Genomic DNA, 24646 nt, shown 5'->3' on the forward strand with positions numbered 1-24646 from the left:
GACGGCTCGAGTCCGGCCGCCCCGTTCACGAATGAACCCGTCGCTCACTCGGCGGCGGGAGCCTCCGCGGCCTCGCCCTCGCCCTCGGCGGCCTCCTCGCCCTCGGCGGGCGCCTCGACCGGCTTGGCGATGACCTGCAGCACGATGGTCTCGGCGTCGGCGGCCAGCGAGGTGCCCTGCGGCAGCTTGAGCTGGCCGGCGGTGATGGAGGTGCCGACCTCCAGGCCCTCGACGTCGACCTCGACGCCGGTCGGGATGTGGGTGGCCTCGGTCTCGACGGCGATGGTGGTCACCTGCTGCTCCAGCAGGCCGTCGGAGTGGACGTCGCCGACCGGGGTGACCGGGATCTCGACGGTGACCTTCTCGCCGCGGCGGACCAGCAGCAGGTCGACGTGCTCGACGAAGCCCTTGATCGGGTCGCGCTGGACGCCCTTGGGCAGCGCCAGCTCGTCGACGCCGTCGCCCTTGAGGTGGATCAGCACGTTGGGCGTGCGCAGGGCGAGCAGGACCTCGTGGCCGGGGAGCGTGAGGTGCTTGGGCTCGATGCCGTGCCCGTAGAGAACGGCGGGCACCTTGTCGGCGCGGCGGATCTTGCGAGCGGCGCCCTTGCCGAACGTGGTGCGCTGTTCGGCGGCGATACGTACTTCAGACACGACATCTCCTAGGGATGTAGATGTGGACGGTTCATCGCGCTCCCCCTCACCCGCCCTAGCGGAAGGCGTTACGAGCGCAACCTGTTCAGTCTAAGGGGCTCAGGTGTCTCCCTCGAACAGGCTCGTGACCGAGCCGTCCTGGAAGATCTCGGTGATCGCCCGCGCGATCAGCGGCGCGATCGACAGCACGGTGAGCTTGTCGAAGCGGCTCTCCTGCGTCAGCGGCAGCGTGTTGGTGACGATGACCTCGGAGATGCGGGAGTTCTTCAGCCGGTCGACGGCCGGGTCGGAGAAGACCGCGTGGGTGGCCGCCACGATGACGTTGGTGGCGCCCTGCTCGTAGAGGGCGTCGGCCGCCTTGCAGATGGTGCCGGCGGTGTCGATCATGTCGTCGATGAGCACGCAGGTGCGCCCGCGCACCTTGCCGACGACCTCGTTGACCTTCACCGAGTTGGCGACGTCGAGGTCGCGCCGCTTGTGGATGAACGCGAGCGGCGTGCCGAGCGTGTCGGCCCAGCGCTCCGACAGGCGCACGCGGCCGGTGTCGGGCGAGACGACGGTGGTGTTGGCGAGGTCGAGCTTGTTCTTGAGGTAGCTCTCCAGGACCGGCATGGCGAACAGGTGGTCGACCGGGCCGTCGAAGAAGCCCTGGATCTGCGAGGTGTGCAGGTCGATCGACATGAGCCGGTCGGCGCCCGCGGTCTTGAACAGGTCGGCGATGAGCCGGGCGGTGATGGGCTCGCGGCCGCGGCCCTTCTTGTCCTGCCTGGAGTAGCCGAAGAACGGCATGACCACGGTGATGCGCTTGGCGGATGCCCGCTTGAGCGCGTCGACCATGATCAGCTGTTCCATGATCCACTTGTTGATGGGCGTGGTGTGGCTCTGGATGACGAAGGCGTCACAGCCGCGCACGGACTCCAGGTAGCGGGCGTAGATCTCGCCGTTGGCGAAGTCGATGAGTTTGGTGGGGGTGAGGGAGACGCCGACGTGCTTGGCGACCTCCTCTGCCAGCTCGGGGTGTGCTCGCCCGGAGAAGAGCATGAGGTTCTTCTCCCCGGGCTGCTTCATGCTGGTCACTTCGTGCTCTCCTGCTGCTCTCGCTCGGCCAGCGCCCGCTGGGCGGCCGCCGCCGACTTCGTGCCCGCGCGCCTGCGCAAGACCCATTTCTCGATGTTGCGCTGCCGCGCACGCGCCACGCCGATGGCGCCGGGGGGTACGTCGTCGACGATGGTCGAGCCGGCCGCCGTGTAGGCGCCGTCGTGGACTGTCACCGGGGCGACGAGCATGGTGTCGCAACCGACGAAGGCGCCGTCGCCCACCGTGGTGCGGTGCTTTTCGACGCCGTCGTAGTTGACGAAGACCGTGGAGGCGCCGATGTTGGCGTCGTTGCCGATGGTGGCGTCCCCCGCGTAGGACAGGTGCGGCACCTTGGAGCGTTCGCCGACCTTGGTGTTCTTCATCTCGACGAAGGTGCCCGCCTTGGACTTGCGCCCGAGCACGGTGCCGGGGCGCAGGTAGGCGTAGGGGCCGACGCTGGCCTCCGGGCCGATCTCGGCGTGGTCGCAGACCGCGTTGCGCACCACCGCGCCCTCGCCGACGACGGTCGAGGTGAGCGTGGTGCCCGGCCCGACCTCGGCGCCGGTCTTGATGACGGTCTCGCCGTGAAGCTGGGTGCCGGGGTGCACGACCGCGTCGGGCTCGATGCGGACGCCGACGTCGATCCAGGTGCTGTCGGGGTCGATGATCGTGACGCCGGCGCGCATGTGCTGCTCCAGCAGGCGCCGGTTAAGGATCTTGCGGGCGGCGGCGAGCTGCACGCGGTCGTTGACGCCTTCGACCTCGACATGGTCGGCGGCGACGCACGCGCCCACCCGGTGGCCGTCGCGGCGCAGGATGGCGAGGACGTCGGTGAGGTACTCCTCGCCCTGGGCGTTGTCGGTGGAGACGCGCTTGACGGCGTCGGCGAGCAGCAGGCCGTCGAAGGCGTAGATGCCGGAGTTCATCTCCTTGATCGCGCGCTGCTCCGGAGTCGCGTCCTTCTCTTCGACGATCTCCAGGACGGCGCCGCTCTCGTCGCGGATGATCCGGCCGTATCCGGTCGGGTCGGGCACTTCGGCGGTCAGCACGGTGACCGCGTTGTTCTCGGCGGCGTGCCGGTCGAGCAGCCCGGCGAGGGTCTGGGTGCGCAGCAGCGGCACGTCGCCGTAGGTGACGAGGACGGTGCCGGAGATCGTGCCGATCTCTTCGAGCACCGTGCGCACGGCGTGGCCGGTGCCGCGCTGCTCGCGCTGGACGACGGTGCGCGCGTCGGGGCTGGTGGCGGCCAGGTGGCCGCCGACCCGCTCGAGCGCGTGGCCGATCACCACGATGAGCTGCTCGGGCTCAAGGTCGCGGGCGGCGGCGAGCATGTGGTCGACCAGCGCACGGCCGCACAGCTCGTGCAGGACTTTCGGGGTCTGGCTCTTCATCCGGGTGCCCTCGCCGGCGGCGAGGACGATGACGGCTGCCGGGCGCGGCACACTCACGGACTGAGGCTCCCTGTGACTGGACAGATCAGGGCATTCGGTACGACATCCGCACCGCTGCACATTGTGCAGCTACCCTCCCGACACCGTGAGGATACCTGGCCTCCCCCCGAACTTTCCGCCGGGGGGAGCACGTTAAGGCTCCCGGAAGAGGACTCGAACCCCTACAAAGTGGACCAAAACCACTTGTCCTGCCGATTAGACGATCCGGGACAGATCGGACACGTGATGTCCGGCACTCCCTACGATACCGACCCCACGCGCCGTCGCGCGCCCCTATTGCCGCTCATCCCCGCCTGCACCCGCGTGGCCCCATAACAGAACCTCCGCAAACCGCGCAAGACACGATTCCCACGCTGCTCGGCGGTCTCGCCGTCACGTTCTCGACATTCCGGGCTCGACTCTTTCTAACCTACGCTGGCGTAGGTTACGGTTGCGTAGCCAGGACATTCACTTACATACCTCGCGGAGGACTGCCAATGACCGTTGTCGCCGAGCGTTCCACCCCTGCCCCCAAGCCGGACTTCGAACCGGAACCGAAGTCCCGATCCGAGCTCATCACCTTCGGGCTCGTGGTCACCCTGCCTCTCGTGGCGATCGCCGCGGCCGTACCGTTCGCATGGGGATGGGGACTCGGCTGGACGGACATCGCCATCGCCTTCGTCTTCTATGTGGTCTCCGGGCTCGGCGTCACCGTCGGCCTGCACCGCTACTTCACGCACGGCTCGTTCAAGGCCAAGCGGCCGCTGAAGATCGCCATGGGCATCGCCGGCAGCCTCTCCCTGGAGATGTCGGTGCTCGACTGGGTGGCCACCCACCGCAAGCACCACAAGTTCTCCGACAAGGAGGGCGACCCGCACTCGCCGTGGCGCTTCGGCCCCGGCTTCAAGAACATGACCAAGGGCCTGCTCTACGCCCACATGGGCTGGCTGTTCGAAAGCGAGCGCACCAACAGGGAGAAGTACGCACCCGACCTGTGCAAGGACGAGGACGTGCAGAAGCTGCACAAGTGGTTCCCCGCGCTCGCGCTCACCTCGATCCTGCTGCCCGCCGTGCTCGGCCTGCTGATCACCTGGTCCTGGCAGGGCGCGCTGACCGCGTTCTTCTGGGGCTCGCTCGTCCGCATCGGGCTGCTGCACCACGTCACCTGGTCCATCAACTCGATCTGCCACGTCTTCGGCGAGGAGGACTTCCAGGTCCGCGACAAGTCGCGCAACGTCTGGTGGCTGGCCATCCCGTCCTTCGGCGAGTCCTGGCACAACCTGCACCACAGCGACCCGACCTGCGCCCGCCACGGCGCGCTCAAGGGCCAGATCGACCTGAGCGCCGGCCTCATCCGGATCTTCGAGAAGCTGGGCTGGGTGTACGACGTCCGCTGGCCGACGCCGGAGCGTCTGGCGGCGAAGCGCATTGCCTGACGATCAGCCGGTGAGCGGCGGCCCCGCAACGGCCGTCATTATGGAAACCGTGACCGAACCCCGATCCCGCAGGCGTATGTCCGGTGCCGAGCGCAGAGAGCAGCTGATCCGCATCAGCCGCACGCTCTTCGCGGAAAAGGGGTTCGACGGGACCTCTATCGAAGAGATCGCAGCTACCGCACAGGTGTCGAAGCCGGTGGTGTACGAGCATTTCGGCGGCAAGGAAGGGCTGTACGCGGTCGTCGTCGACCGCGAGATGCAGAAGCTGCTCGGCATGATCACCGAGGCGCTGTCCGCCGCGCACTCCCTGGTGAAGCTGGAGCGGGCCGCGCTGGCCCTGCTCCGCTACATCGAGGAGAGCAGCGAGGGCTTCCGCATCCTGGTCCGCGACTCCCACGCCGCGTCGGGCACCGGCACGTTCGCCAGCCTGATCAGCGAGATCGCGAGCCAGGTGGAGGACGTGCTGGCCGACGAGTTCGCGGCCAGGGGCTACGACCCCAAGCTCGCCCCCATGTACGCCCAGATGCTGGTCGGCATGGTGGCGCTGACCGGGCAGTGGTGGCTCGACGTGCGCAAGCCGAGCCGCGAGGAGGTCGCGGCCCACCTGGTCAACCTGGCCTGGAACGGCCTGACCGCGCTCGACCCCAACCCGTCGCTGACGGTCTCGCTGCGCGACCGCGTCGCCTCGGCCAAGCCGCGCACGGTCAGCGAGAAGGAGCTGCGCGAGCTGGAGAAGGCCCGCGAGAAGGAGCTCAAGGAGGCGGAGAAGGCCCGCCAGCGTGAGCTGAAGGAGGCCGAGAAGGCCCGCATACGCGAGCTGAAAGAGCGTGAACGGTTGCTGAAGGAGGCGGAGAAGGCCCGTGAACGGGAGGAGAAGCTCCGCCAGCGGGAGGCGCGCCTGGCGGAGCGCGCCGCCCGCCTTGAGCAGGTAGATCATCCTGAGTGACCCTTGAACGGCACGGTCCCGCGGGGTGACGATGGGGTTGAGCAGGGCCGACCCTCTGGGGTGAGCCGTTGCGGCGACGTTAACGTGCTGTTCAACCGAACGGGGCACCATACGCCATATGTCTGCGGAACCGTTCCCATCCGCCTCCGACCTGCCCCTCCCGCAGGAGCGGTTCCTCAACCGCGAGGAAAGCTGGCTCCAGTTCAACGAGCGGGTGCTGGAGCTGGCCGAGGACCCCTCCCTGCCCCTGCTCGAACGCGTACGCTTCCTGGCGATCTTCGCCAGCAACCTCGACGAGTTCTTCCGCGTCCGGGTGGCCGGGCTGAAGCGGCGGATGGCGACCGGGCTGCTGCTGCGCACGAAAAGCGGCCTGAAGCCGCAGGAAGAGCTGGTCAGGATCGCCACGGTGGCCGACGAGCTGGCCAGGCGGCACGCGGCCGCCTTCCACAAGCAGATCAGCCCCCAGCTCGCCGGCGAGGGCATCGAGATCGTGCGCTGGGACGACCTGAGCCGCGAAGAGCGCACCGAGCTGCGCAAGCTGTTCAAGGAGCGCATCAGGCCCGTGCTCACGCCGCTGGCCGTGGACCCCGCGCACCCGTTCCCCTACATCTCCGGGCTGAGCCTCAACCTCGCCGTCCTGGTACGCAATCCCGCGACGGGCCACACCGTGTTCGCCCGCGTCAAGGTGCCCTCGCAGCTGCCCAGGTTCGTCCAGGCGTCCAAAGACCGTTTCGTACCCCTGGAAGACGTCATCGCCGCCCATCTCGGGCAGCTCTTCCGCGGCATGGAGATCCTCCAGCACCACGTCTTCCGCGTCACCAGGAACGAGGATCTCGACGTCGACGAGGACGTCACCGAGAACCTCATGCAGGCCCTGGAGAAGGAGCTGCTCAAGCGGCGGTTCGGGCCGCCCGTGCGGCTGGAGGTCGAGGAGAGCATCACGCCGGAGGTGCTGGCCCCGCTCATCGAGGAGCTGGAGCTGGACCCGCACGAGATCTACCGGCTGCCCGGCCCGCTCGATCTGTCGGGCCTGCACGCGATCGCCGACCTCGACCGCGGCGAGCTGAGCTACCGCCCGTTCGTGCCGGCCGAGGTGATCAACGCCGAGGACGACATCTTCTCGGTGCTGCGCGAGCGCGACGTGCTGCTGCACCACCCGTACGACTCCTTCAGCACCAGCGTGCAGCGCTTCATCGAGGACGCCGCCGCCGACCCCAGAGTGCTCGCGATCAAGCAGACCCTCTACCGCACCAGCGGCGACTCCCCCATCGTCAACGCCCTCATCGACGCCGCCGAGGCGGGCAAGCAGGTCGTGGTGGTCGTCGAGATCAAGGCCCGCTTCGACGAGCACGCCAACATCTCCTGGGCGCGCAAGCTCGAACGCGCCGGCTGCCACGTCGTCTACGGCGTGGTCGGCCTGAAGACCCACTGCAAGCTGGCCCTCGTCGTACGCCAGGAGGCATCGGGCGAGCTGCGCCGCTACTGCCACATCGGCACCGGCAACTACAACCCCAAGACCGCCCGCCAGTACGAGGACTTCGGCCTGCTCACCGCGGACCCGCTGGTCGGCGAGGACGTCACGGACCTGTTCATCCACCTGACCGGCTACTCGCACCACTCGGCCTACCGGCGGCTGCTCGTCGCGCCGCACTCCATGCGCAGCGGCCTGGTGGCGCGGATCGAGCGGGAGATCGCCCACCAGCGGGCCGGCCGCCCCGCGCGGATCAGGATCAAGACCAACTCGCTGGTGGACGAGCCGATCATCGACGCGCTCTACCGGGCGTCCAGGGCCGGCGTGCAGGTGGACCTGTGGGTACGCGGCGTCTGCACCCTGCGCCCCGGCATCCCTGACCTGTCGGAAAATATCCGGGTACGCTCGGTTTTGGGGAGGTTCCTTGAGCACTCGCGCGTCTACGAGTTCGGACTCGGCCGCCGCCCCGAGGTGTGGATCGGCAGCGCCGACCTCATGCGCCGCAACCTGGACCGCCGCGTCGAGGCCCTGGTCAAGGTGACCGCGCAGAAGCACAAGGCGTACCTCATCGAGCTGATGGACCGGGCCATGGACGACTCCACCAGCACCTGGTGGCTCAACTCCGACGGCACCTGGACCCGCCACCCGGGCGATGACCTGCAGAGCCATCTGATCAGCACCCGCCGCTGGAGGACCGTTGACAACTGACGAGCCCATCCGGGCGGCCGGCGCCGTCATCCTGCGCGGCTCGGGAAGCGACACCGAGGTGGCCGTCGTCTACCGTCCCCGCTACAACGACTGGACGTTCCCCAAAGGCAAGCTGGAGCCGGGCGAGCACGTCGTCGCCGCCGCCGTACGCGAGGTGCGCGAGGAGACCGGGCTGACCGTCACGCTCGGCCGGCCGCTGCCGCCCGTCTGGTACCCCATCGGAGGGCGGCGCAAGCGGGTCGACTACTGGGTGGCGCGGGCGGTCCACGACGCCGGGTTCGCTCCGGACGACGAGGTCGGCGAGCTGCGCTGGGTGCCGCTCGACGAGGCCGGGCGGCTGCTGTCGTACACCTGGGACACGCCGCTGATCGAGGCCCTTTCCGCCGCGCCGCTCGACACCACGCCGCTCGTCCTCGTACGCCACGGCTCGGCCGGCTCCCGGGACGAGTGGGAGGGCGACGACGCCACCCGGCCGCTCGACCGGCGCGGCCTCGCCCAGGCGGGGGTGCTCTCCGCCGTCCTGCCCGCCTGGCGGCCCGGCCGGCTGCTGTCGTCGCCGAGCGCCCGCTGCGTGCAGACGCTGGAGCCGTACGCGCGGATCTCCGGGCTCGGGATCGGGGTCGATCCGCTGCTCAGCGAGGAGGGCCAGGACCCGCGCAAGACGCCGGCCCTGGTGTCCTCGCTGTCCTGGCCCGCCGCCGTGTGCAGCCACCGCAAGGTGCTGCCCGGCCTCATCCAGGCGCTGACCGGGGAGGACGTACGGCTGCGCAAGGGCGGCTTCGCCGTGCTGCACCGGGCGGACGGGCGGGTCGTCGCCGTGGAGCAGCACACGACGTGACAGTGGGCGCCCGGCGAGGAGCCGGGCCTCCGGCCCGCCGTTACAGGACGGCCTCGGCCGCCTTGCAGGTCTTCTTCCACACCTTGGGGAAGTCGGCGTGCGCGCGTTCGGCGGTGCCGCGTTCGAGGCCGATGAGCAGGCCGTACGTGAAGGTGTCCTGGCCCGCATCGCGGGCGCTCGCCGCCTCCCTGGCCAGCAGCTCCTGCGCGACCACGCCGTCCTGGTAGGCGCCCAGCACCTCCTGGATGTCCTCCGCCAGCCCGGCCAGCGTGCCCATGTCGTCGCCGAGGATCGGCCGGAGCGCCTCTGCGGTGTAGCGGGCGCGCTTGGCCGCCTTGCGCACGTCGTGCATGGCGATCTCGCGGCGTTCGGGGTCGCCGATGGCCTGCGCGCGCTCGTACGCGGTGGTCACCCGCTCCCAACCGGCCCTGGCGAGGTCGCGCAGCTTCTCCTGGGCGGGCTTGGCCGCCGCCTTGCCCAGCTCCGGGGCGGCGAGCAGGGCGTCCAGGGCGTCGAGGAGGCGGTAGTAGCGCTCGCCGCTGAGCTCCTCCTTGATCCGCTCGTACGCCTGCCGCTCGCGTTCCAGCAGGTCGGCGCCGAGCCGGGTCTCGACGTCGCCGACGATCAGCTCGGGCTCCAGGCCCTTGAGCGCGTTGGTGAACCTGGCCCTGATCACCTCCAGGTCGCGGGCCTCGCCGAGGACGTTGCCCAGCCGGCGCAGCTCCTCCTGCACCCCACGCGTGCCGGTCACGACGGTCTTGAACGCCTTGAGCGCGCTGCGCAGCCTGCGGGCGGCCACCCGCATCTGGTGCACGGCGTCCTCCTCGGCGCGGCGCACCCTCGGATCCTGCGCCAGCAGGGCCTGCACCTGCTCGGCCAGGTAGGCCATCACCACCTCGCCCGCGCTGCCCGGCTTCGTGGCGGCGATGGCCGGCGGCGCGGGCTCAAGCAGTTTGGCCAGCTTGTTGCCTGCCTGCGACGGTACGGCTCCGGCCGCGCGCAGCCGCTTGCCGACCTTCTTCAGCAGCTTCTGGGTGCCGCCTTCGAGCAGCTCGGCCTCCACCTCGCGCCAGCGCACCACCCTCGGCTCATCGCCGAACACGGTGCCCTTGACCCGGTCGTCGGCGATCTCCACCAGATCGGTGCCGTCCTCGCGCAGCACGGTGACGCTCCTGCGGGTCTCCAGCTCGGCCACGGCCACCAGCTCGGCGCCGCGGGTGTAGGCGCGGACGAGCTCGGCCAGCTCGGCGGGGACGATCTTGGTGCTGCGGGTGAGCGGGTGGGTGATCTCCTGGCGTACGCCCTTGGCCTTGGGCAGCTTGAGGTGCCAGCCGGCGTCGTCACCGCCGCGCCGCCTTCTGAGCGTCACGCCGCGCGCGGCCAGGCGCAGATCGGGGGTGTCGTAGTACAGGGCCACGAGCCGGAAACTCCTCGGCCCGGTCACCTCGGCCAGGCTGCTGAGGTCCGGGAGCTCATAGTCCGCCGGGACGTCGAACTTGTCCTCGATCTCGATGCCCACTGCACCTCGCAAGAGTCCTGATTCGGACCATGATGCCACCCGAAGCGGCACCTCAGAAGATGGGCCGCTACTTCTGGACCACGACGAAAATGCGCCGGAACGGGAAGGGCGTCCCGTAGCTCCTCGCCGGGTACGCCTCGGCGAGCAGCTTGCCCAGGTCGTTCTTGAACCGCCGCTGGTCGTCCTGGTCGAGCCGGTCGAAGATCGGGCGCAGCGCCGTGCCGGAGACCCACTCGAGCACCGGGTTCTCTCCTTGGAGGATGTGCACGTACGTGGTCTCCCAGGCGTCAACCTGCGAGCCGCCCTGGTTGAGCAGGTCGACGTACTCCAGGGGCTCGCTCACCGGCGTGCCCCGTGTGTAGCCGCCGAGCTTGTCGGACCAGGCGCGGGAGTTGCACAGCTCGCGGATGGCCACATGGCTGGGCGCGTCGAAGTTGCCCGGCACCTGGAAGGCCAGCCAGCCGCCCGGGGCCAGCTCCTCCATCCAGTGCTCCAGCACGGAGTGGTGGTCGGGCACCCACTGCAGCAGCGCGTTCGAAATGATCACGTCGACGGGCCGGTCAGGGCGCCAGGTGGCGGCGTCGGCGACCTGGAACCTGACCTTCGACTCCAGCTTCCTGGCCTTGCCGATCATGGCCGGGGAGGAGTCGAAGCCCTCGATCGTCGCATTGGGCCAGCGATTGGCCAGCTCGACGGTGAGTTCACCGCTGCCGCAGCCCATGTCCACGACATAATCGGGCTCTACCGCCCCCACCCTTGAGATGAGCTCGATGAACGGCCGCGACCGCTCGTCCGCGTAGACGGCGTACGTCACAGGGTCCCAGATATCTCTCGACATGAAGATAATTGATATCGAGAGGGATATCTCGATGTCAAGACAGTACACTTGTGTGTCATGACGGAAGATGCTAGGGACGAGGTCGATCGCCTCGTCGCGGCTTGGCGGACGGAGCGCCCCGATCTCGACGTTGAGCCGCTCCAGGTGCTCTCTAGGGTGTCACGACTGGCCAAGCATCTCGACCGTGCGCGGCGCGCGGCGTTCGCCGAGCACGATCTGGAGCCGTGGGAGTTCGACGTGCTGACGGCGCTGCGCCGGGCCGGAAAGCCCTACGAGCTCAGTCCCGGTGCCCTGCTCAGAGCCACGCTCGTGACCTCGGGCACCATGACCAACCGCATCGACCGCCTCGCCCAGGCCGGGCTCGTCCGCCGGCGGCCCGACCCCGAAGACCGGCGTGGCGTGCTCGTCTCCCTCACCGAGACGGGGCTGGCGCGGGTGGACGCCGCGTTCGCCGACCTTTTGCGGAGGGAGCGGGAGCTGCTGTCCAGCCTCGGCCCCGCCGATCAGCGCACCCTCGCCGACCTCCTCCGCACCCTCCTCACCCCCTTCGACTCCCCTCTCTGACCCACCACGCACGCCTTCGATCCACTCCCGGCCTTCGCGGGTACGGCCGACAAGCCCCGCAGGCGATCCCCCATGCCTTTCGTGAGGGCGCCCGACGAGCCCCGAACGACCCCCTACGCCCTTCGCGGGGACGACCGCCCAGTTCCCGACCGACGACCCCCACGCCCCACGCAAGGGCGGCCGACAAACCCCACCGCGATCCCTTTCGCCCTTCGCAGGGCGACCGACGAGCCCCGCCGGCCCACACCTCCCGCGGAAACGAGAACGGCCCCGATCCGATGCGGGATCGGGGCCGTTCGCAGCCTTCAGGCGGTCCCAGCGGGCCCACCTGGCGAGCCGGTCACTCGCCCAGGCGGTCGGCGACTTCGAGCCACTCGGCCTCGATCGCGTCCTTCTGGGCCGTGATCTCGCGGAGCTGAGCGTCGAGTTCGCCCAGCTTGGCGTAGTCGCTGGCCGCCTCCGCCATGGCCGCGTGCAGCTTGGCCTCCTGGTCGCTCAGCTTGTCGAGCTGACGTTCCAGGCGGTTGAGCTCCTTGCGAAGCTCGCGCTCCTCCTTGGCCGACAACCCGCTGGGCGTGCTCGGCGCGCTGGACGCGCTCGGCTGCGCGGCGGCGGCAGGCTCGGACGCGGCAGGCGCGGCGCCCACGCCGAGGCGGGCGGTCACGGCCGTGCCGGCGGCGCGGCGTTCGAGATATTCGTCCACCCCGCCGGGCAGCAGCGACAGCTTGCCGTCGCCCAGCAGCGCCACGCACTTGTCGGTGACCCGCTCGAGGAAGTAGCGGTCGTGGCTCACCAGGATCAGCGTGCCCGGCCAGCCGTCCAGCAGGTCTTCGAGCTCGTTGAGCGTCTCGATGTCGAGGTCGTTGGTGGGCTCGTCGAGCAGCAGCACGTTGGGGTCGTCCATGAGCAGCCGCAGCAACTGCAGCCGCCGCCGCTCGCCGCCGGACAGGTCGCCGACCACCTTCCACTGCGCCTCGCCGCGGAAGCCGAGGCGTTCGAGCAGCTGGGAGGCGGTCCACTCGCGCTTGCCGACCTTGAGGTACTTGCGGATCTCCTCCACCGACTCCAGCACCCGCCGCGTGGGGTCGAGCTCGCCCAGCTCCTGCGACAGATGCGCGAGGCGTACGGTCTTGCCCCTGATCACCCGGCCGGAGTCGGGCTTGATCGTGTCGGCGAGCAGGCGCAGCACCGACGACTTGCCCGACCCGTTCACCCCGATCAGCCCGATGCGGTCGCCGGGGCCGAACTGCCAGGTGAGGCGGTCGAGCACCAGCGGACCCGTGCCGGGGCCGCCGGCGTGGAGGGTGACGTCTTCGAGGTCGTACACCGTCTTGCCGAGCCTGGCTGCGGCGAAGCGCATCAGCTCGACGGTCTCGCGGGGCGGCGGCTCGTTCGCGATCAGCGCCTGGGCGGCCTCGACGCGGAACTTCGGCTTGGACGTACGGGCGGGCGGGCCGCGCCGCAGCCAGGCGATCTCCTTGCGCATGAGGTTCTGACGGCGCTCCTCGGCGGCCTGGGCGATGCGGGCCCGCTCGGCCTTCGCCAGGACGTACGCCGCGTAGCCGCCCTCGTAGCGCTCCACCCGGCCGTCCACGACCTCCCACGTACGGGTCGAGACCGCGTCGAGGAACCACCGGTCGTGCGTGACGACCACCAGCGCGCTCTTGCGGCCGGCCAGGTGCCCGGCCAGCCACGCGATGGCCTCGATGTCGAGGTGGTTGGTGGGCTCGTCGAGCATGATCAGGTCGTGGTCGTCGATGAGCAGCTTGGCCAGCGCCGTACGCCTGCGCTCACCGCCCGACAGGTCGCCCGCCTTGGCGTCGAGGTCGAGGTCGCCGATCAGGTTGGCGAGGATCTCACGTACGCGCTGGTCGCCCGCCCACTCGTGCTCCGCCAGCCCGCCGAGCACCGTCTCGCGCACGGTGAGCGTGGGATCGAGGGCGTCCTGCTGCGTCAGGAACCCCACTCGCAGGCCGCGGCTGTGGGTGACGCGGCCGCTGTCGGGGCGTAGCGTGCCCGATAGCACGGACAGCAGCGTCGTCTTGCCGCCTCCGTTACGCCCGACGACACCGATGCGGTCGCCTTCCTCGACACCGAGGGAAACGTCGGTGAGGAGCGGCTTGGGGCCGTAGGCGTGGGAGACCGACTCGAGATTGACCAGATTCATGGCCTTCCCAGGGTATCGGCTCCCCACGTCCCGCCCGCCCGCGCTGCCACCGCCGATGAGGCGCTCGAGAGCCGCCGAGAACCCTGCTTGGAGAACCCGCCCAGAGACCCGCGCAGGCCGCGCATGGACGTGCGACCAAGCCCGCCTCACCAGCCGATCAAGATCGCCCCACGAGAGCTCATCGGAGTTCCCGGCTCCGGGGCGATCGCGCGAGGAGCGCGCCCGGGCGGCTGCACCAAGATCGCTCCCGGATGCCCCTTCGACCACGCTGAACGCCCGAAGACCGAGAGCACGCGGCCCCTGGAACCGAACCTCAGCACACCCCAAGATCGACGCTAGCCCCTGAGACCAGCCCCCGGAACCAACCCCAAGCGCCCGCGACCGGGTTCAAGACCGGCCCCCCTTGAAACCGACCTTCGCCTCCGAGCACGTCCGGCTTCCCGGAAGCCGCAGACTCAGATCACGGTGGCGCCCTGGACCGGGCCGTGGGCGGCGACGGCCGTGTGGGCGGCGCCCGTGGCGGTGAGGCTCTCGGCCAGGTCGCGGGCGTGGGTGGCGTCGATGGCGAGGAACGCGCAGGTCGGCCCCGACCCGGAGACGATCGCCCCGAGTGCGCCGTGCTGGCGGCCGGAGTCGAGGGTCGGGCCGAGCTCGGGGCGGAGGTTGAGTGCGGCGGGCTGGAGGTCGTTGCTGAGGTGGGCGCCGAGTGCGTACGCGTCGCCGGTGCCGAGCGCCTCCATCAGGGAGTCGTTGAGCGTCGGCCACGGCACCTCGGCGTTGGACTCCGCTCGGAGGCGGTCGCACTCGGCGTACACCTTGGCCGTCGACAGACCGCCGTTGGCCAGGGCGAACACCCAGTGGAAGGTGCCCCCGGTGGGCAGCTCGCTCAGCTGCTCGCCGCGCCCGGTGCCGACCGCCGTACCGCCGATGAGCGAGAACGGAACGTCGCTGCCCAGGTCGCCGGCGATCTCCATGAGGTCGTCCATGGGCAGCCCCAGACCCCACAACTCGTTGCAGGCCACGAGCGCGCCGGCCGCGTCGGCGCTGCCGCCCGCCATGCCGCCCGCGACCGGGATGTTCTTGTGGATGATCAGCTCGGCGCCGTAGCTCCGTCCGGCGTGCTTGGCGAGAGCGCGAGCGGCCCGGATGGCGAGGTTGCTGTCGTCGATCGGCACCTGGTCGGACCACTTCCCGTTCACCTGAACGGTGATCCCCTCGGCCTCCTTCGCCACCACCTCATCGAAGATCGACACGGCGTGGAAGACGTTGACCAGGTCGTGGTAGCCATCTTCCCTGAGCGGGCCGACAGAAAGCTGCACGTTGACCTTCGCGGGCACACGTACGGTCACCGAACTCATCGATCTTCTGCCACTCTCACTACTTGCCGGGGTCAAGGACACTCGATGTTATCGGGGCGCGGAGCCCTGACATGCGGTTCTCGAAATATGACGCCAAGGTCTGCCGACTCCTCACCACGGAGAGTCAAGTTGGTCACCAAATGCCCCGAACCTCCGTGATGACAATGCGTGAACACATCGGACGACCTTTGCGGAGAAGGCGAGCCCCGAGCGAATTGCGCAATGTGGGTCCACCCCGCCCTCCTTACGGCGTTCTTCCCGATGAAGGTGGTGAACGACATGGTGACAGTGATCGAGGTGCCGCAGTGGCGGGGATCGGGCTCGCGCACCGCCGAACGCCTGAAGGAAGGGGCGCGGCTGCTCGCCGACATGGTGGGCGCCGAGCGTCGGGTACGGGTCGCGGTCGAGGACGACCTCGTCATCACAGCGTCACGGGTGCGCACCGCCCTTGAGCAAACGTCCGACGGCTTCGTGGTCACCACGGGCGGGGACTGCGGTGTCGAGCTGCAGCCGATCGCGGCGGCGCGGAGACGGTACGGGGACCGGCTGGTCGTGATCTGGTTCGACGCCCACGGCGACCTGAACACACCCGCCACCTCGCCCTCCGGCGCCTACCACGGCATGGTCCTGCGTGCCCTCACCGGTGACGGCCCCACCGGCCTGGTGGCCGGCGAGCCGCTGACGTCGCGGCAGATCGTCCTGGCCGGAGTACGCGATCTGGACGCCGGGGAGAAGGAGTTCATCGAGGGCGCGGGCGTGCCGCTCCTGCCGCCAGGCGCGGACGCGGAGGCCCTGATCGAAGCGATCGAATCCCGCCGTAAGGAACGCGCGTCGACCTCGCGCACGGACGCGAGCATCGCAACCTCGGGCACGGACGCGAGCATCGCAACGAGCGCCTCCCACGCGGCAGCGGCGGCATCGGACGACGACACCGTCGTGTACGTACACATCGACTTCGACGTGCTGGACCCGGAGGTTTTCGCCAGCGTGGGATCGCCCGCGCCCGACGGACTGCGACCCGAAGAGCTACTGTCACTGGTGCGCGCCGTGGGCGAGCGGTTCAAGGTGGTCGGGCTCGGACTGATGGAGTACGAGCCGTCCAGCAAGGAAGACCAGGAGCTGCTGTCCTCTCTGGTGAGCGATCTGGTGCAGGCATGCACCCCCAAGCAGGCCGGCGAAGGCGCGGCTCCGCCAGGAGGCCAGCTGAAGGCGCGACTCTCCCGAGAGGCCCGGCCGCCCACAGACCACCACCTCATAGAGCGATCACACACGCCCGTCCGGCTGAAGGCGCGACGCTTCCGCGAGGCCGGCTGGAGACGCGACTTTCCCGCGAGGCCGGCTGGAGGCGCGATTCTCCCGCGAGGCCGGCTGGAGACGCGCACACGGCGCCAGGCAGGCCTACGCTCCCCCGAACCGGGACTTGAATCACGCTCGGTGCGGCATCAGCGTGCACGCAGTCCTGGCCGGGTGAGATGGAACCTGAACGTCGGAGGTCTGCACTCGAACTCGGCGTACTGTGACCACCGGCGCCCGCCCCACATGCCTGGACCTGCAGCAAGGGTGACCGGGCCCCGGAACCTGGCCCACACCCAAGTGCTCGCGAACGTGAAAGCACACGAGGAGCGCGTCAATTCGCGGAGCGGGGGTCCGATGTACGCAGGCGTCAGGCCCGCCGACCGGATTCCGGGGCACGGAAACGTTGGACGCGCCGAGGCAGGGCCGCGATGTACGCGGACATCGGGCCCACCGACCGGACCCCGGAGCACGCAAACACTGAACACACCGGAACGGGACTGCGGTCCACGCGCACGTCGGGCCTACCGCGAGTCCCGGGGCACGACAACGCTGAACGCACCGAGGCGGGGCTGCGGTCCACGCCGGCATCGGGACGGCCAACCGGATCTCGGAGCACGCCAACGCTGAGCCCGCAGGGCGGGGGTGCGGTGCGGACGACCGGCGTCCGCGCACGCCACGCCTCGGTTTCGCACGCCCAGCGTCCGCGCACGCCCCACCCGGTTGCACATCGGAGGTCGGACGTCGGAGCTCGGAGCGTGGTACGAGTGCCGGAGGACTGCGGCGCGGACGCTGCGTAGTCGCGACGCTTGCGGGTACGGCCGAGCTGGTTGAGTTCTCAACCTGGACGGACGGCGCCTCGGAACGAAGATCGGTAGTAGGGAATGTTGAGGAAGCTTGTCTTCCTGACCACGTCGCCGGTCTTGGGGGCGTGGATCATGATGCCGCTGCCTAGGTAGAGGGCGACGTGGGTGGGCGCGCCGGTGCCGCCGCCGAAGAAGAGCAGGTCGCCGGTACGGCGGGCCGAGAGCGGGATGCGGCGGCCTTGGCGGAACTGGGCTCCCGTGTAGTGACTCAGCCGCACGCCGGCTCTGGACCAGGCGTAGAGGGTCAGGCCGCTGCAGTCGAAGCCTCTGGTTCTCGCGCCTCTGCCTATGCCGAACGTGGGGCCTTTGGGCGAGCCGCCGCCCCAGGAGAAGGCGACGCCTAGTTGGGTCAGGGCGGCTGCGGCGGCGATCTGTCCCTTCGTCATGGCCTTCTTCTTGCGAGCGGCTTCGGCGGGGGTGGTCATGGCTGTGAGGAGAACTGCGACGAACGCGATGAGCAGGGCGGGGCGGAGAGTGAACCAGAGGAAGACGGAGTTCTTGGTCATGGGTGCCTCCCAGGCTGAACGGGGGTGGGAGGCCAGGATCCGGTGCTGGGCGAGGGCGGGATCGTGCCGAGCACGGTTCTGTGGACCCGGGAGGACACGGGGAGGCTGGACCTGTGGAAATCCCCCGGTTATCGCCTGGTCATCGCCCTCCCTGTTCATCGCCTGGTCATCGCCTGGTTGAGGAGCCACGCTGCTGAGCAGCGCAGGCTCCTCTTCCGCTCAGGACCCTCGCGAGTCCGGGTCCTCGCACGTCCAGGGGTCTCTCCGGTTCAGGGTCCTCGCAGCTCCAGAGGTCTCGCGGGAACAGGGGTCTCGCGGGTCTAAGGACCTCGCAGATCCACGGGTCTCACGGTCCAAGGACCTCGCAGCTCCACGGGTCTCGCAGATTTAAGGACCTCGCAGATCCAGGGTCCGGCCGGTCCGGGGTTGGACCGGGTCTGGCAGGGTCTGGCCGGTCCGGGGTCTGACAAGGATCAGCCCTGGTGGTGAGCAGGTACGGGGCCGGCCGGGTCGAAGGTTCACGACCTGGCGGATCGCGGCAAGCCGCACGAATCACGCGAATGCGGGGTGGGGCCTGCACAAACCACGAATTGCGGAGAGGCAGAGCCCGCACCGAACTACGCGGATCGCGAAGGCGGAGCCCGCACGAACCACACCGATCGCAAAGAGGCGGAGCCCGCACGAACCACGCGGATCGGGGGTGCAGGCTCCCGGCCGTGCGAACCGGTCAGGGGCGGTGTTCGGCTATGCGGGCGAAGGCCTGGACGTCGAGTTGTTCGCCGCGCGCCGACGGGTCCACGCCGGCCGCCCTCAGCGTACGTTCCGCGTCGGCGGCGCTGCCGGCCCAGGTCGCCAGGGCGGCGCGGAGGGTCTTGCGGCGTTGGGCGAAGGCGGCGTCCACCACCTCGAAGACTTCCTCGCGGGTGGCCGTGGTGGGCGGCGGGTCGCGGCGGACCAGGGAGACCAGGCCGGAGTCGACGTTCGGTACGGGCCAGAAGACGCTGCGGCCGACAGGCCCGGCCCTGCGTACGTCGGCGTACCAGGCGGCCTTGACCGACGGCACGCCGTACACCTTCGAGCCCGGGCCTGCGGCGAGGCGGTCGGCCACCTCCGACTGCACCATGACCAGCCCCTTGCGCAGCGAGGGCAGCACCTCCAGCAGGTGCAGCACCACAGGGACGGCCACATTGTACGGGAGGTTCGCCACTAGCGCGGTGGGCCGGTGGCCGGACAGGTCGCCGGGCGTGACCTTCATCGCGTCGGCGTTGACGACCGTGAGGTTGCCGGCATCGGCGCGCTCGGCGACCGTGATGGGGAGCTGGGCGGCGAGCACCGGGTCGATCTCGACGGCGACCACGTGGGCGGCCGACGGCAGCAGCGCGAGGGTGAGCGAGCCGAGGCCGGGACCGACCTCTATGACGACGTCGTCGGGTGAGAGGTCGGCGACGCGGACGATGCGCCGGACCGTTCCGGCATCGATCACGAAGTTCTGCCCGAGCTTCTTTGTCGGACGAAGATCTAGCTTGTCCGCCAAAATACGTATTTCTGCAGGGCCCAACAGCCTCATCATCCAACCAGTCTCCCGCATGAAGGACGTGCGATGGCGCGTGGGGAGATCAGAGGAGAGGATGGCGTGGAACAGGAAGGAACGTCCCTGATGGAGCCAACGGGCGCCGCGCCGCTCCGGCCGACCGACTTGCGGGAGATCGGGCCGTACCGGCTGCTGGGCCGCCTCGGCGAGGGCGGCATGGGGACCGTGTTCCTCGCCAAGGCCCCGACCGGGCGTTTCGTCGCGGTCAAGGTGGTGAAGGCGGCGTACGCCAATCAGGAGGGGTTCGCGGCACGCTTCCATGCCGAGGTGGAGAACGCCAGGCGGGTGGCGTCGTTCTGCACCGCCCAGGTGCTCGACAACGGCAACACCGCCGACGGCCGGCCCTACATGGTGACCGAGTACATCGCGGGCACTGCCCTGTCCGCGCAGATCGCGAACCATGGGGCGCTCGACCCCGGGCCGCTGCACGGCGTCGCGCTGGGCGTGGCGGCGGCGCTCGCGGCGATCCACGTGGCCGGGCTCGTGCACAGGGACCTCAAACCGGCGAACGTGATCCTGTCCATCTCCGGGCCGCGCGTGATCGACTTCGGGATCGCGCGGGCGCTCGATCGCGAGACGGGGTTCACGATGTCCGGCGAGCTGCTGGGCAGTCCGGGGTGGTGGGCTCCTGAGCAGGTACGCGGCGAGCCGGTCAGCCCGGCGGCCGACATCTTCGCCTGGGGCTGCCTGGTGGCTTATGCGGGGAACGGGCGGCACCCGTTCGGGCGTGGCGACCCCATCACGCTGGCGCACCGGGTGCTCAACACGCCGCCCGACCTGGGGGCGCTGCCCGCTCCGCTCAACGAACTCGTACGCCGGGCCACCTCCATGGACCCCTCCCTGCGGCCCAGCGCGCAGGACCTGCTGATCGCCTTGGTGGGCGGGAGCGCGCCTACGACTACGGCTGCGGCTCCCGCCGACCCGCCGACGCTGGTGGCCACCGAGATGCTGGGCGAGTGGGAGCCGCCCCAGAACGTCGTCGATGAGCCGGACATCACGGCCACTTTCACCACCCCGCCCCCGAGTGATGCGACGCGAGAGGATCCGGATGTCGCTCCAGGTGGCGGCTCGCGGCCGACCGTGCCGCCTGCGTCGTTCGGTGCCGCCGCTTCGGATCCCGTCCCGAAGGACGTGGCCGAGCAGGCGTCTATCGAGGAGCGGGCCCGTCAGGAGGAAGAGGCGGCCAGGCAGGAGCTCGCTCGCTGGAAGGTGCCCGGCCAGACCGGCTCTCCGCAGGAGGCGGGCCGGGTGCGGGGGCTGTTCCCGTTCGGGAAGCGGTCGCTGAAGGACGACGACTCGCCGGTACGGGACGATGCCGCGCCGTCTCAGCAGGGTGCCGGACAGGACGGCGGGCCGGCCCCACGTGGCGAGGGCGCGCCGGGTGGTGGGGCGCGCGGTGGCGGAGCCTTGCCGAGTGCCGGCTCCCTGCCGGGTGGGGGGACGGTGCCGGGTGCCAGGTCTCTGCCGGGTAGCGGGTCCGTCCCAGGTGGCGGGTCCGTCCCAGGCGGCGGGTCCGTCCCAGGTGGCTCCGTCTCAGGCGGCGGGTCCGTCCCAGGCAGCGGGTCCGTGCTGGCCAGCGGGTCTGTGCCGGGTGCCGCGGGCGCGGGGCAGGAATTAGGTACGGATACGCAGCCGGGGACGCGGCCTCCGCTCACCCCCGTCGACGAGCCCGACACCCTCGGCGGCCCCCGTACACCGGGCACGCGCTGGCTCCTCGCCGCTGCGGCGGCCGTGGCGGCGATCGTCGTGACGGTGGCGGTGCTGATCGCGACGTCCGGGCGCAACACCGCCATCACCGCGAACCCCGGCGCCCCCTCCCAGGCGGCGGACAGCGAGCAGCCCAATGACGTGGGACGCAGGTTCGCCCTGGGCCCCGGCTTCGACGATCCGGTGGCGATCGTCCCGGAGGCGCCGCAGTGCGGGCTGCGGACGTACCAGGACATGACGGCGAGCAAGGGGCAGCTCTGCGTGATCCGCTGGACGGTGATCAACCCGAGCGGGACGCGGCGGGATCTGATCCAGCCCGTGGTGACGCTGGTGGACGATCGGGGCGCCGAGCACGACGCGGCGGCTCTCACGCTGCCCCCGGCCATCCCGCCGGGCGGACGGCTGGACAGCGCGTTCGTGTTCGACCTGGCCCCGTACCGCAAGCCGGTGAAGATGACGGCGACCATGCTCGAGAACGGGCGGCAGATCGAGGTGGCGCTGGGGTGATCAGGAAGGCTGTGCTGCTGCTGGTCATGCTGGTCGTGGCGGGTGTCCCTCTCGCCGGCTCGACGGCCGGCGCCCAGGCGACCGCCGTCAGTGAAGCCACCGTCCACACGACCGCCGTCCACACGACCGCCGTCCATGAAACAGCCCTCCGCACGACCGGCGGTGAACCCCCTGCCTGCGCCGGTGATGCCGACTTCGACGGCGACGGGGCGGGTGATGTGGTGGCCGGTGACCCGTTCGGGGACGGGCAGAAAGGGGCCGTGCACGTCCTATCAGCGGGCAAGGTCGTGCCGGTCTCGGTGCCGGGCGTGGCGAGGGGTGACGGGCTCGGCTGGTCGGTACGGCTGGCGCAGCTCAATGGTGACTCCTGCGCCGACCTGGTGATCGGCGCCCCGTACGCGGATGTGGACGGCGTGGAGGACGCCGGCGCGGTGTTCGTGGTCTACGGCGGCCGGGTCGCGTCCCCGCAGCGGCTGACCGCGACGCGCCCGCAGCGGTTCGCCCACTTCGGCTGGTCGCTGGCCGCCAAGGGCGACCTGGTGGCGATCGGCGCGCCGTACGAGGACGAAGGGGACCTCCAGGACACAGGCGCCGTGTACGTCCGCAAGGGCGCGGGCGAGCTACGCCGCATCAGCCAGGAGAGCGTGGACGTGCGGGGCAACAGCGAGGTGGGCGACCAGTTCGGCTGGTCGCTGACGTTCGGCCCGAAGAACGCGCTGGTCGTCGGTGTCCCGTACGAGAACGACGACGGCCTGGGCCGCCAGGTCGAGGACGGGAAGATCGACTCGGGCTCGGTGGTGTTCATCGACGACGTGCTGGCGGCGAAGCTCACCTCGGAGAAGCTGGACTCCCCGACCGGCACCTCCGGCGACCGGTACGGCTACGCGGTCGCCTACTCCGAGGGCTCCGGGTACGCGATCGGCTCACCCGGCCCCGGCTACGTCGATCTGCTCGGCACGGACAGAAAGCCCCTGCGGCGGGTGACGCAGGAGGGCGAGCAGGCGTTCGGCTTCTCGCTGGCGGCCTCGACGGACGGGCGGCTGGCGATCGGCGCTCCTTACGGGGGCGGCGTTCGGGTGATTTCGTGGAAGAACGCGGCCGAGGATCGGCGGCTTGAGGACACGGAGGGGCTGTTCGGCTGGTCGGTGGCGTTCAGCGGCAACAGGCTGTACGTGGGTCAGCCGGACGCGCGGCCGTACGGGCGGGTCGCGGTGGCGGGCAGGAACGCCGAGACGTTCAAGCCGCTGCAACCGCCGAAAGGCGCCGACTTCGGCGTCAGCCTCGCCGGCTGAACCAGGTGCGCCGCAGCGGTCAGGTGCTGGGAAACAGGCGGTCGCCGCACGCCGGCCACACCCCCTGCCACCTCCCACCCACCTGCCGGTACAGCACCTGCGCCCGATAGGTCTGCTCCTCCTCCGGCCACTCCGACGGCAGCCCCATCCCGCCCACCGATTCCCAGACGGGCAGGCTGAACTGGTACATCCCGTAGTACGGCCCGTCCGGGTTGTACGCCTGCGGGTCGCCGCCGGACTCGCAGTCGGCCAGCGCCTCCCAGTCGAGCCGGGCCACGTCGCGCGGAATGGTCACGGTACGCGGCGGCGCGACCCTGATCACGGTCCCTTCCTTGGGAAAGCTGTCGAGCGGCGGATCGACCAGGTAGCCGCGCCGCACCCGGATGCCCTGCTGGCGGAGCACGCCGCGCACGGTCTTGGCGGTGGTCCGTGAGGTGCGCCGGGTGTTGCCGGTCATGACGTGCACTTTGCGCAGGGTGTAGAAGGTCAGCGCCATGCCTTCGAGCGGCACCTCGTACGCGGGCGGTGCGGACAGCCGCCCGGCGGCGGGGGTGAGGTCGAGCTCGGCGAGCGCGTCGCCGACGTTGGTGGCGGTGACGAGGTGCGTGCTGGTCCGGCCGTCGAGGGTCAGGGTGATGGGGCGGGCGCGGCGCACCTCGATGGTGGTTCCGTCGGAGACCTCTTGGTGCGCGGCGGGGCGTACGACGTCGCCGGAGCCGAGCCGTATGCCGGTGTCGTCGAGCACCTCGCCGACGGTGGCGGCCATGGCGTGCACGGGCCTGCGCTCGCCGTCCACGACCACCGTGACCTCTTTGACGAGGAGCGAGACGGTCACGAGCGTGCCGACGGCCAGCGCGCCGGCCGCGCAGACGACGGGCGTCCATGGGGAACGCCACGGGATGGGCGGACGGGGCGCACGCCTCTTTCCTCGCAACGGGCCACCTCCGATAACCGGAAACGGCCCGAACGCTAGCGAGAAATCGACGTCCGCCCGTGATGCCTTGCCCGAATCATGGTCACCACTCGCCGAAGACCGTGACTCCGTTGGCGCTGATCGCCTCGCACAACCGGTCGGGATGGACGTTCTTGACCTCGGCGAGGCAGCGCAGGGTGAGCGGGATGAGGTAGGGGGCGTTGGGCTTGCCGCGGTGCGGGACCGGCGGCAGGTAGGGGGCGTCGGTCTCGACCAGCATCAGCTCGGGCGGCGCGACCGCGGCGGCCTCGCGCAGGTAGTGGGCGTTCTTGTACGTCACAGGCCCGGAGAAGGACATGAAATATCCGGCCTCGGCGCACTTCTTGGCCATCTCGGCGTCCCCGGAGAAGCTGTGGAACACCACCACGTCCGGCGCGCCCTCGTCGGCCAGCACCTTCAGCACGTCGTCGTGCGCCTCGCGGTCGTGGATGACCAGCGCCTTGCCGGTGCGCTTGGCGATCTCGATGTGCGCGCGGAAGCTGGCGTGCTGGTCGTCCTTGCTCGCCCAGTCGCGGTAGTAGTCGAGGCCGGTCTCGCCGACCGCCCGCACCTCGGGCCGCCGGGCCAGCTCCTCGATCTCGGCGAGCGCCTCGGGGGTGGCGGCGTGGGCCTCGTTGGGGTGGATGGCCACCCCGGCGTACACGCCCTCCTGACCGGCCGCCGCGTCGGCGTTCCAGCGCGAGGAGGTCAGGTCGTAGCCGATGGTGACGAGCCGCGTCACGCCGACCGCGCGGGCGTCGGCGAGGATGCTGTGCACGCTGGCCTCGGCCGCCTGGGCGGCCTGCGCCACCGGGTCGCCCGATGACGCCTGCCGGTTGCCCACCATGATGTCGAGGTGGCAGTGGCTGTCGAACACGGGCGAGGAAAGCGGCTCTGGCGCGGCGGGAAGCTTGCTCACGGGATCTA

The 24646-nt window shown here is 70.2% G+C and carries 19 protein-coding genes and 1 tRNA gene; 8 read left to right on the forward strand and 12 right to left on the reverse strand.

The features are described 5' to 3' along the window. Positions 1 to 44: 44 nt before the first annotated feature. The 4 genes from ACFMQL_RS09555 to ACFMQL_RS09570 all read right to left on the reverse strand — a co-directional run bounded on the left by ACFMQL_RS09555 (position 45) and on the right by ACFMQL_RS09570 (position 3391). The gene (locus ACFMQL_RS09555; RefSeq protein WP_364069607.1) at positions 45 to 653 is read right to left on the reverse strand and encodes a 50S ribosomal protein L25/general stress protein Ctc; all 609 of its coding nucleotides are present in this window, start codon (positions 651 to 653) and stop codon (positions 45 to 47) included. A 99-nt stretch (positions 654 to 752) separates the two neighbouring features. Then, complete coding sequence (locus ACFMQL_RS09560) at positions 753 to 1721, reverse strand: ribose-phosphate diphosphokinase (RefSeq protein WP_378790147.1); 969 nt, start codon at positions 1719 to 1721, stop codon at positions 753 to 755. Between the two features lie 5 nt (positions 1722 to 1726). After that, positions 1727 to 3178, reverse strand: coding sequence for a bifunctional UDP-N-acetylglucosamine diphosphorylase/glucosamine-1-phosphate N-acetyltransferase GlmU (gene glmU, locus ACFMQL_RS09565; protein ID WP_364069603.1), 1452 nt, complete (start codon positions 3176 to 3178; stop codon positions 1727 to 1729). Positions 3179 to 3319: 141 nt separating this feature from the next. Further along, a tRNA-Gln gene (locus ACFMQL_RS09570) sits at positions 3320 to 3391 on the reverse strand. Between the two features lie 266 nt (positions 3392 to 3657). Here ACFMQL_RS09570 and ACFMQL_RS09575 point away from each other — a divergent pair. The 4 genes from ACFMQL_RS09575 to ACFMQL_RS09590 all read left to right on the forward strand — a co-directional run bounded on the left by ACFMQL_RS09575 (position 3658) and on the right by ACFMQL_RS09590 (position 8559). Further along, positions 3658 to 4596: an acyl-CoA desaturase gene (locus tag ACFMQL_RS09575; protein ID WP_364069601.1), complete on the forward strand. Its 939-nt coding sequence runs from the start codon at positions 3658 to 3660 to the stop codon at positions 4594 to 4596. Positions 4597 to 4636: 40 nt separating this feature from the next. Continuing rightward, positions 4637 to 5542: a TetR family transcriptional regulator gene (locus ACFMQL_RS09580; RefSeq protein ID WP_378785282.1), complete on the forward strand. Its 906-nt coding sequence runs from the start codon at positions 4637 to 4639 to the stop codon at positions 5540 to 5542. 118 nt (positions 5543 to 5660) lie between these two features. Continuing rightward, positions 5661 to 7721, forward strand: a complete 2061-nt coding sequence (locus ACFMQL_RS09585) for an RNA degradosome polyphosphate kinase (RefSeq protein ID WP_364069599.1) — start codon at positions 5661 to 5663, stop codon at positions 7719 to 7721. Further along, the gene (locus ACFMQL_RS09590; protein ID WP_364069597.1) at positions 7711 to 8559 is read left to right on the forward strand and encodes an NUDIX domain-containing protein; all 849 of its coding nucleotides are present in this window, start codon (positions 7711 to 7713) and stop codon (positions 8557 to 8559) included. The genes ACFMQL_RS09585 and ACFMQL_RS09590 overlap by 11 nt, the downstream gene beginning before the upstream one ends. Before the next feature lie 40 nt (positions 8560 to 8599). On the opposite strand, the gene ACFMQL_RS09595 is transcribed toward ACFMQL_RS09590, so the two are convergent. Beyond that, positions 8600 to 10078 (reverse strand): CYTH and CHAD domain-containing protein, encoded by a 1479-nt coding sequence (locus tag ACFMQL_RS09595; RefSeq protein ID WP_364069595.1) that lies wholly within the window; start codon positions 10076 to 10078, stop codon positions 8600 to 8602. A gap of 67 nt (positions 10079 to 10145) precedes the next feature. Then, positions 10146 to 10916 carry a trans-aconitate 2-methyltransferase gene (locus tag ACFMQL_RS09600; RefSeq protein WP_364069593.1) on the reverse strand — a complete coding sequence of 257 codons (771 nt, stop codon included), beginning with the start codon at positions 10914 to 10916 and terminating at the stop codon, positions 10146 to 10148. A gap of 57 nt (positions 10917 to 10973) precedes the next feature. Between ACFMQL_RS09600 and ACFMQL_RS09605 the strand changes: the two genes are divergently transcribed. Next, positions 10974 to 11480, forward strand: coding sequence for a MarR family transcriptional regulator (locus ACFMQL_RS09605; RefSeq protein WP_364069591.1), 507 nt, complete (start codon positions 10974 to 10976; stop codon positions 11478 to 11480). Positions 11481 to 11820: 340 nt separating this feature from the next. Here the strand turns inward: ACFMQL_RS09605 and ACFMQL_RS09610 are convergent, their stop codons facing one another. Together ACFMQL_RS09610 and ACFMQL_RS09615 are read right to left on the reverse strand one after the other, a co-directional pair. Then, positions 11821 to 13647 carry an ABC-F family ATP-binding cassette domain-containing protein gene (locus ACFMQL_RS09610; RefSeq protein ID WP_378785283.1) on the reverse strand — a complete coding sequence of 609 codons (1827 nt, stop codon included), beginning with the start codon at positions 13645 to 13647 and terminating at the stop codon, positions 11821 to 11823. Between the two features lie 455 nt (positions 13648 to 14102). Beyond that, positions 14103 to 15005 (reverse strand): 4-(cytidine 5'-diphospho)-2-C-methyl-D-erythritol kinase, encoded by a 903-nt coding sequence (locus ACFMQL_RS09615; RefSeq protein ID WP_364069587.1) that lies wholly within the window; start codon positions 15003 to 15005, stop codon positions 14103 to 14105. A gap of 261 nt (positions 15006 to 15266) precedes the next feature. On the opposite strand from ACFMQL_RS09615, the gene ACFMQL_RS09620 reads away from it, so the two are divergent. Next, complete coding sequence (locus ACFMQL_RS09620) at positions 15267 to 16928, forward strand: arginase family protein (RefSeq protein WP_378785285.1); 1662 nt, start codon at positions 15267 to 15269, stop codon at positions 16926 to 16928. Between the two features lie 208 nt (positions 16929 to 17136). On the opposite strand, the gene ACFMQL_RS09625 is transcribed toward ACFMQL_RS09620, so the two are convergent. Continuing rightward, entirely contained in the window at positions 17137 to 17670 is a 534-nt protein-coding gene (locus ACFMQL_RS09625; RefSeq protein WP_378785286.1) for an NlpC/P60 family protein, read from the reverse strand. Between the two features lie 727 nt (positions 17671 to 18397). After that, positions 18398 to 19258, reverse strand: coding sequence for a 16S rRNA (adenine(1518)-N(6)/adenine(1519)-N(6))-dimethyltransferase RsmA (rsmA, locus tag ACFMQL_RS09630; protein ID WP_364069581.1), 861 nt, complete (start codon positions 19256 to 19258; stop codon positions 18398 to 18400). Positions 19259 to 19327: 69 nt separating this feature from the next. Here rsmA and ACFMQL_RS09635 point away from each other — a divergent pair, with 69 nt between their 5' ends. Together ACFMQL_RS09635 and ACFMQL_RS09640 are read left to right on the forward strand one after the other, a co-directional pair. Then, entirely contained in the window at positions 19328 to 21475 is a 2148-nt protein-coding gene (locus ACFMQL_RS09635; protein ID WP_378785289.1) for a serine/threonine-protein kinase, read from the forward strand. Further along, positions 21472 to 22767: a hypothetical protein gene (locus ACFMQL_RS09640; RefSeq protein ID WP_378785291.1), complete on the forward strand. Its 1296-nt coding sequence runs from the start codon at positions 21472 to 21474 to the stop codon at positions 22765 to 22767. Before ACFMQL_RS09635 ends, ACFMQL_RS09640 begins: the two co-directional genes overlap by 4 nt. A 19-nt stretch (positions 22768 to 22786) precedes the next feature. On the opposite strand, the gene ACFMQL_RS09645 is transcribed toward ACFMQL_RS09640, so the two are convergent. Together ACFMQL_RS09645 and ACFMQL_RS09650 are read right to left on the reverse strand one after the other, a co-directional pair. Beyond that, positions 22787 to 23701, reverse strand: coding sequence for a ubiquitin-like domain-containing protein (locus ACFMQL_RS09645; RefSeq protein ID WP_364069575.1), 915 nt, complete (start codon positions 23699 to 23701; stop codon positions 22787 to 22789). An 82-nt stretch (positions 23702 to 23783) separates the two neighbouring features. After that, positions 23784 to 24638, reverse strand: coding sequence for a TatD family hydrolase (locus ACFMQL_RS09650; protein ID WP_378785292.1), 855 nt, complete (start codon positions 24636 to 24638; stop codon positions 23784 to 23786). Positions 24639 to 24646 lie beyond the last annotated feature (8 nt).

The sequence above is a fragment of the Nonomuraea fastidiosa genome (assembly GCF_042751225.1).
GTDB lineage: Bacteria > Actinomycetota > Actinomycetes > Streptosporangiales > Streptosporangiaceae > Nonomuraea > Nonomuraea fastidiosa.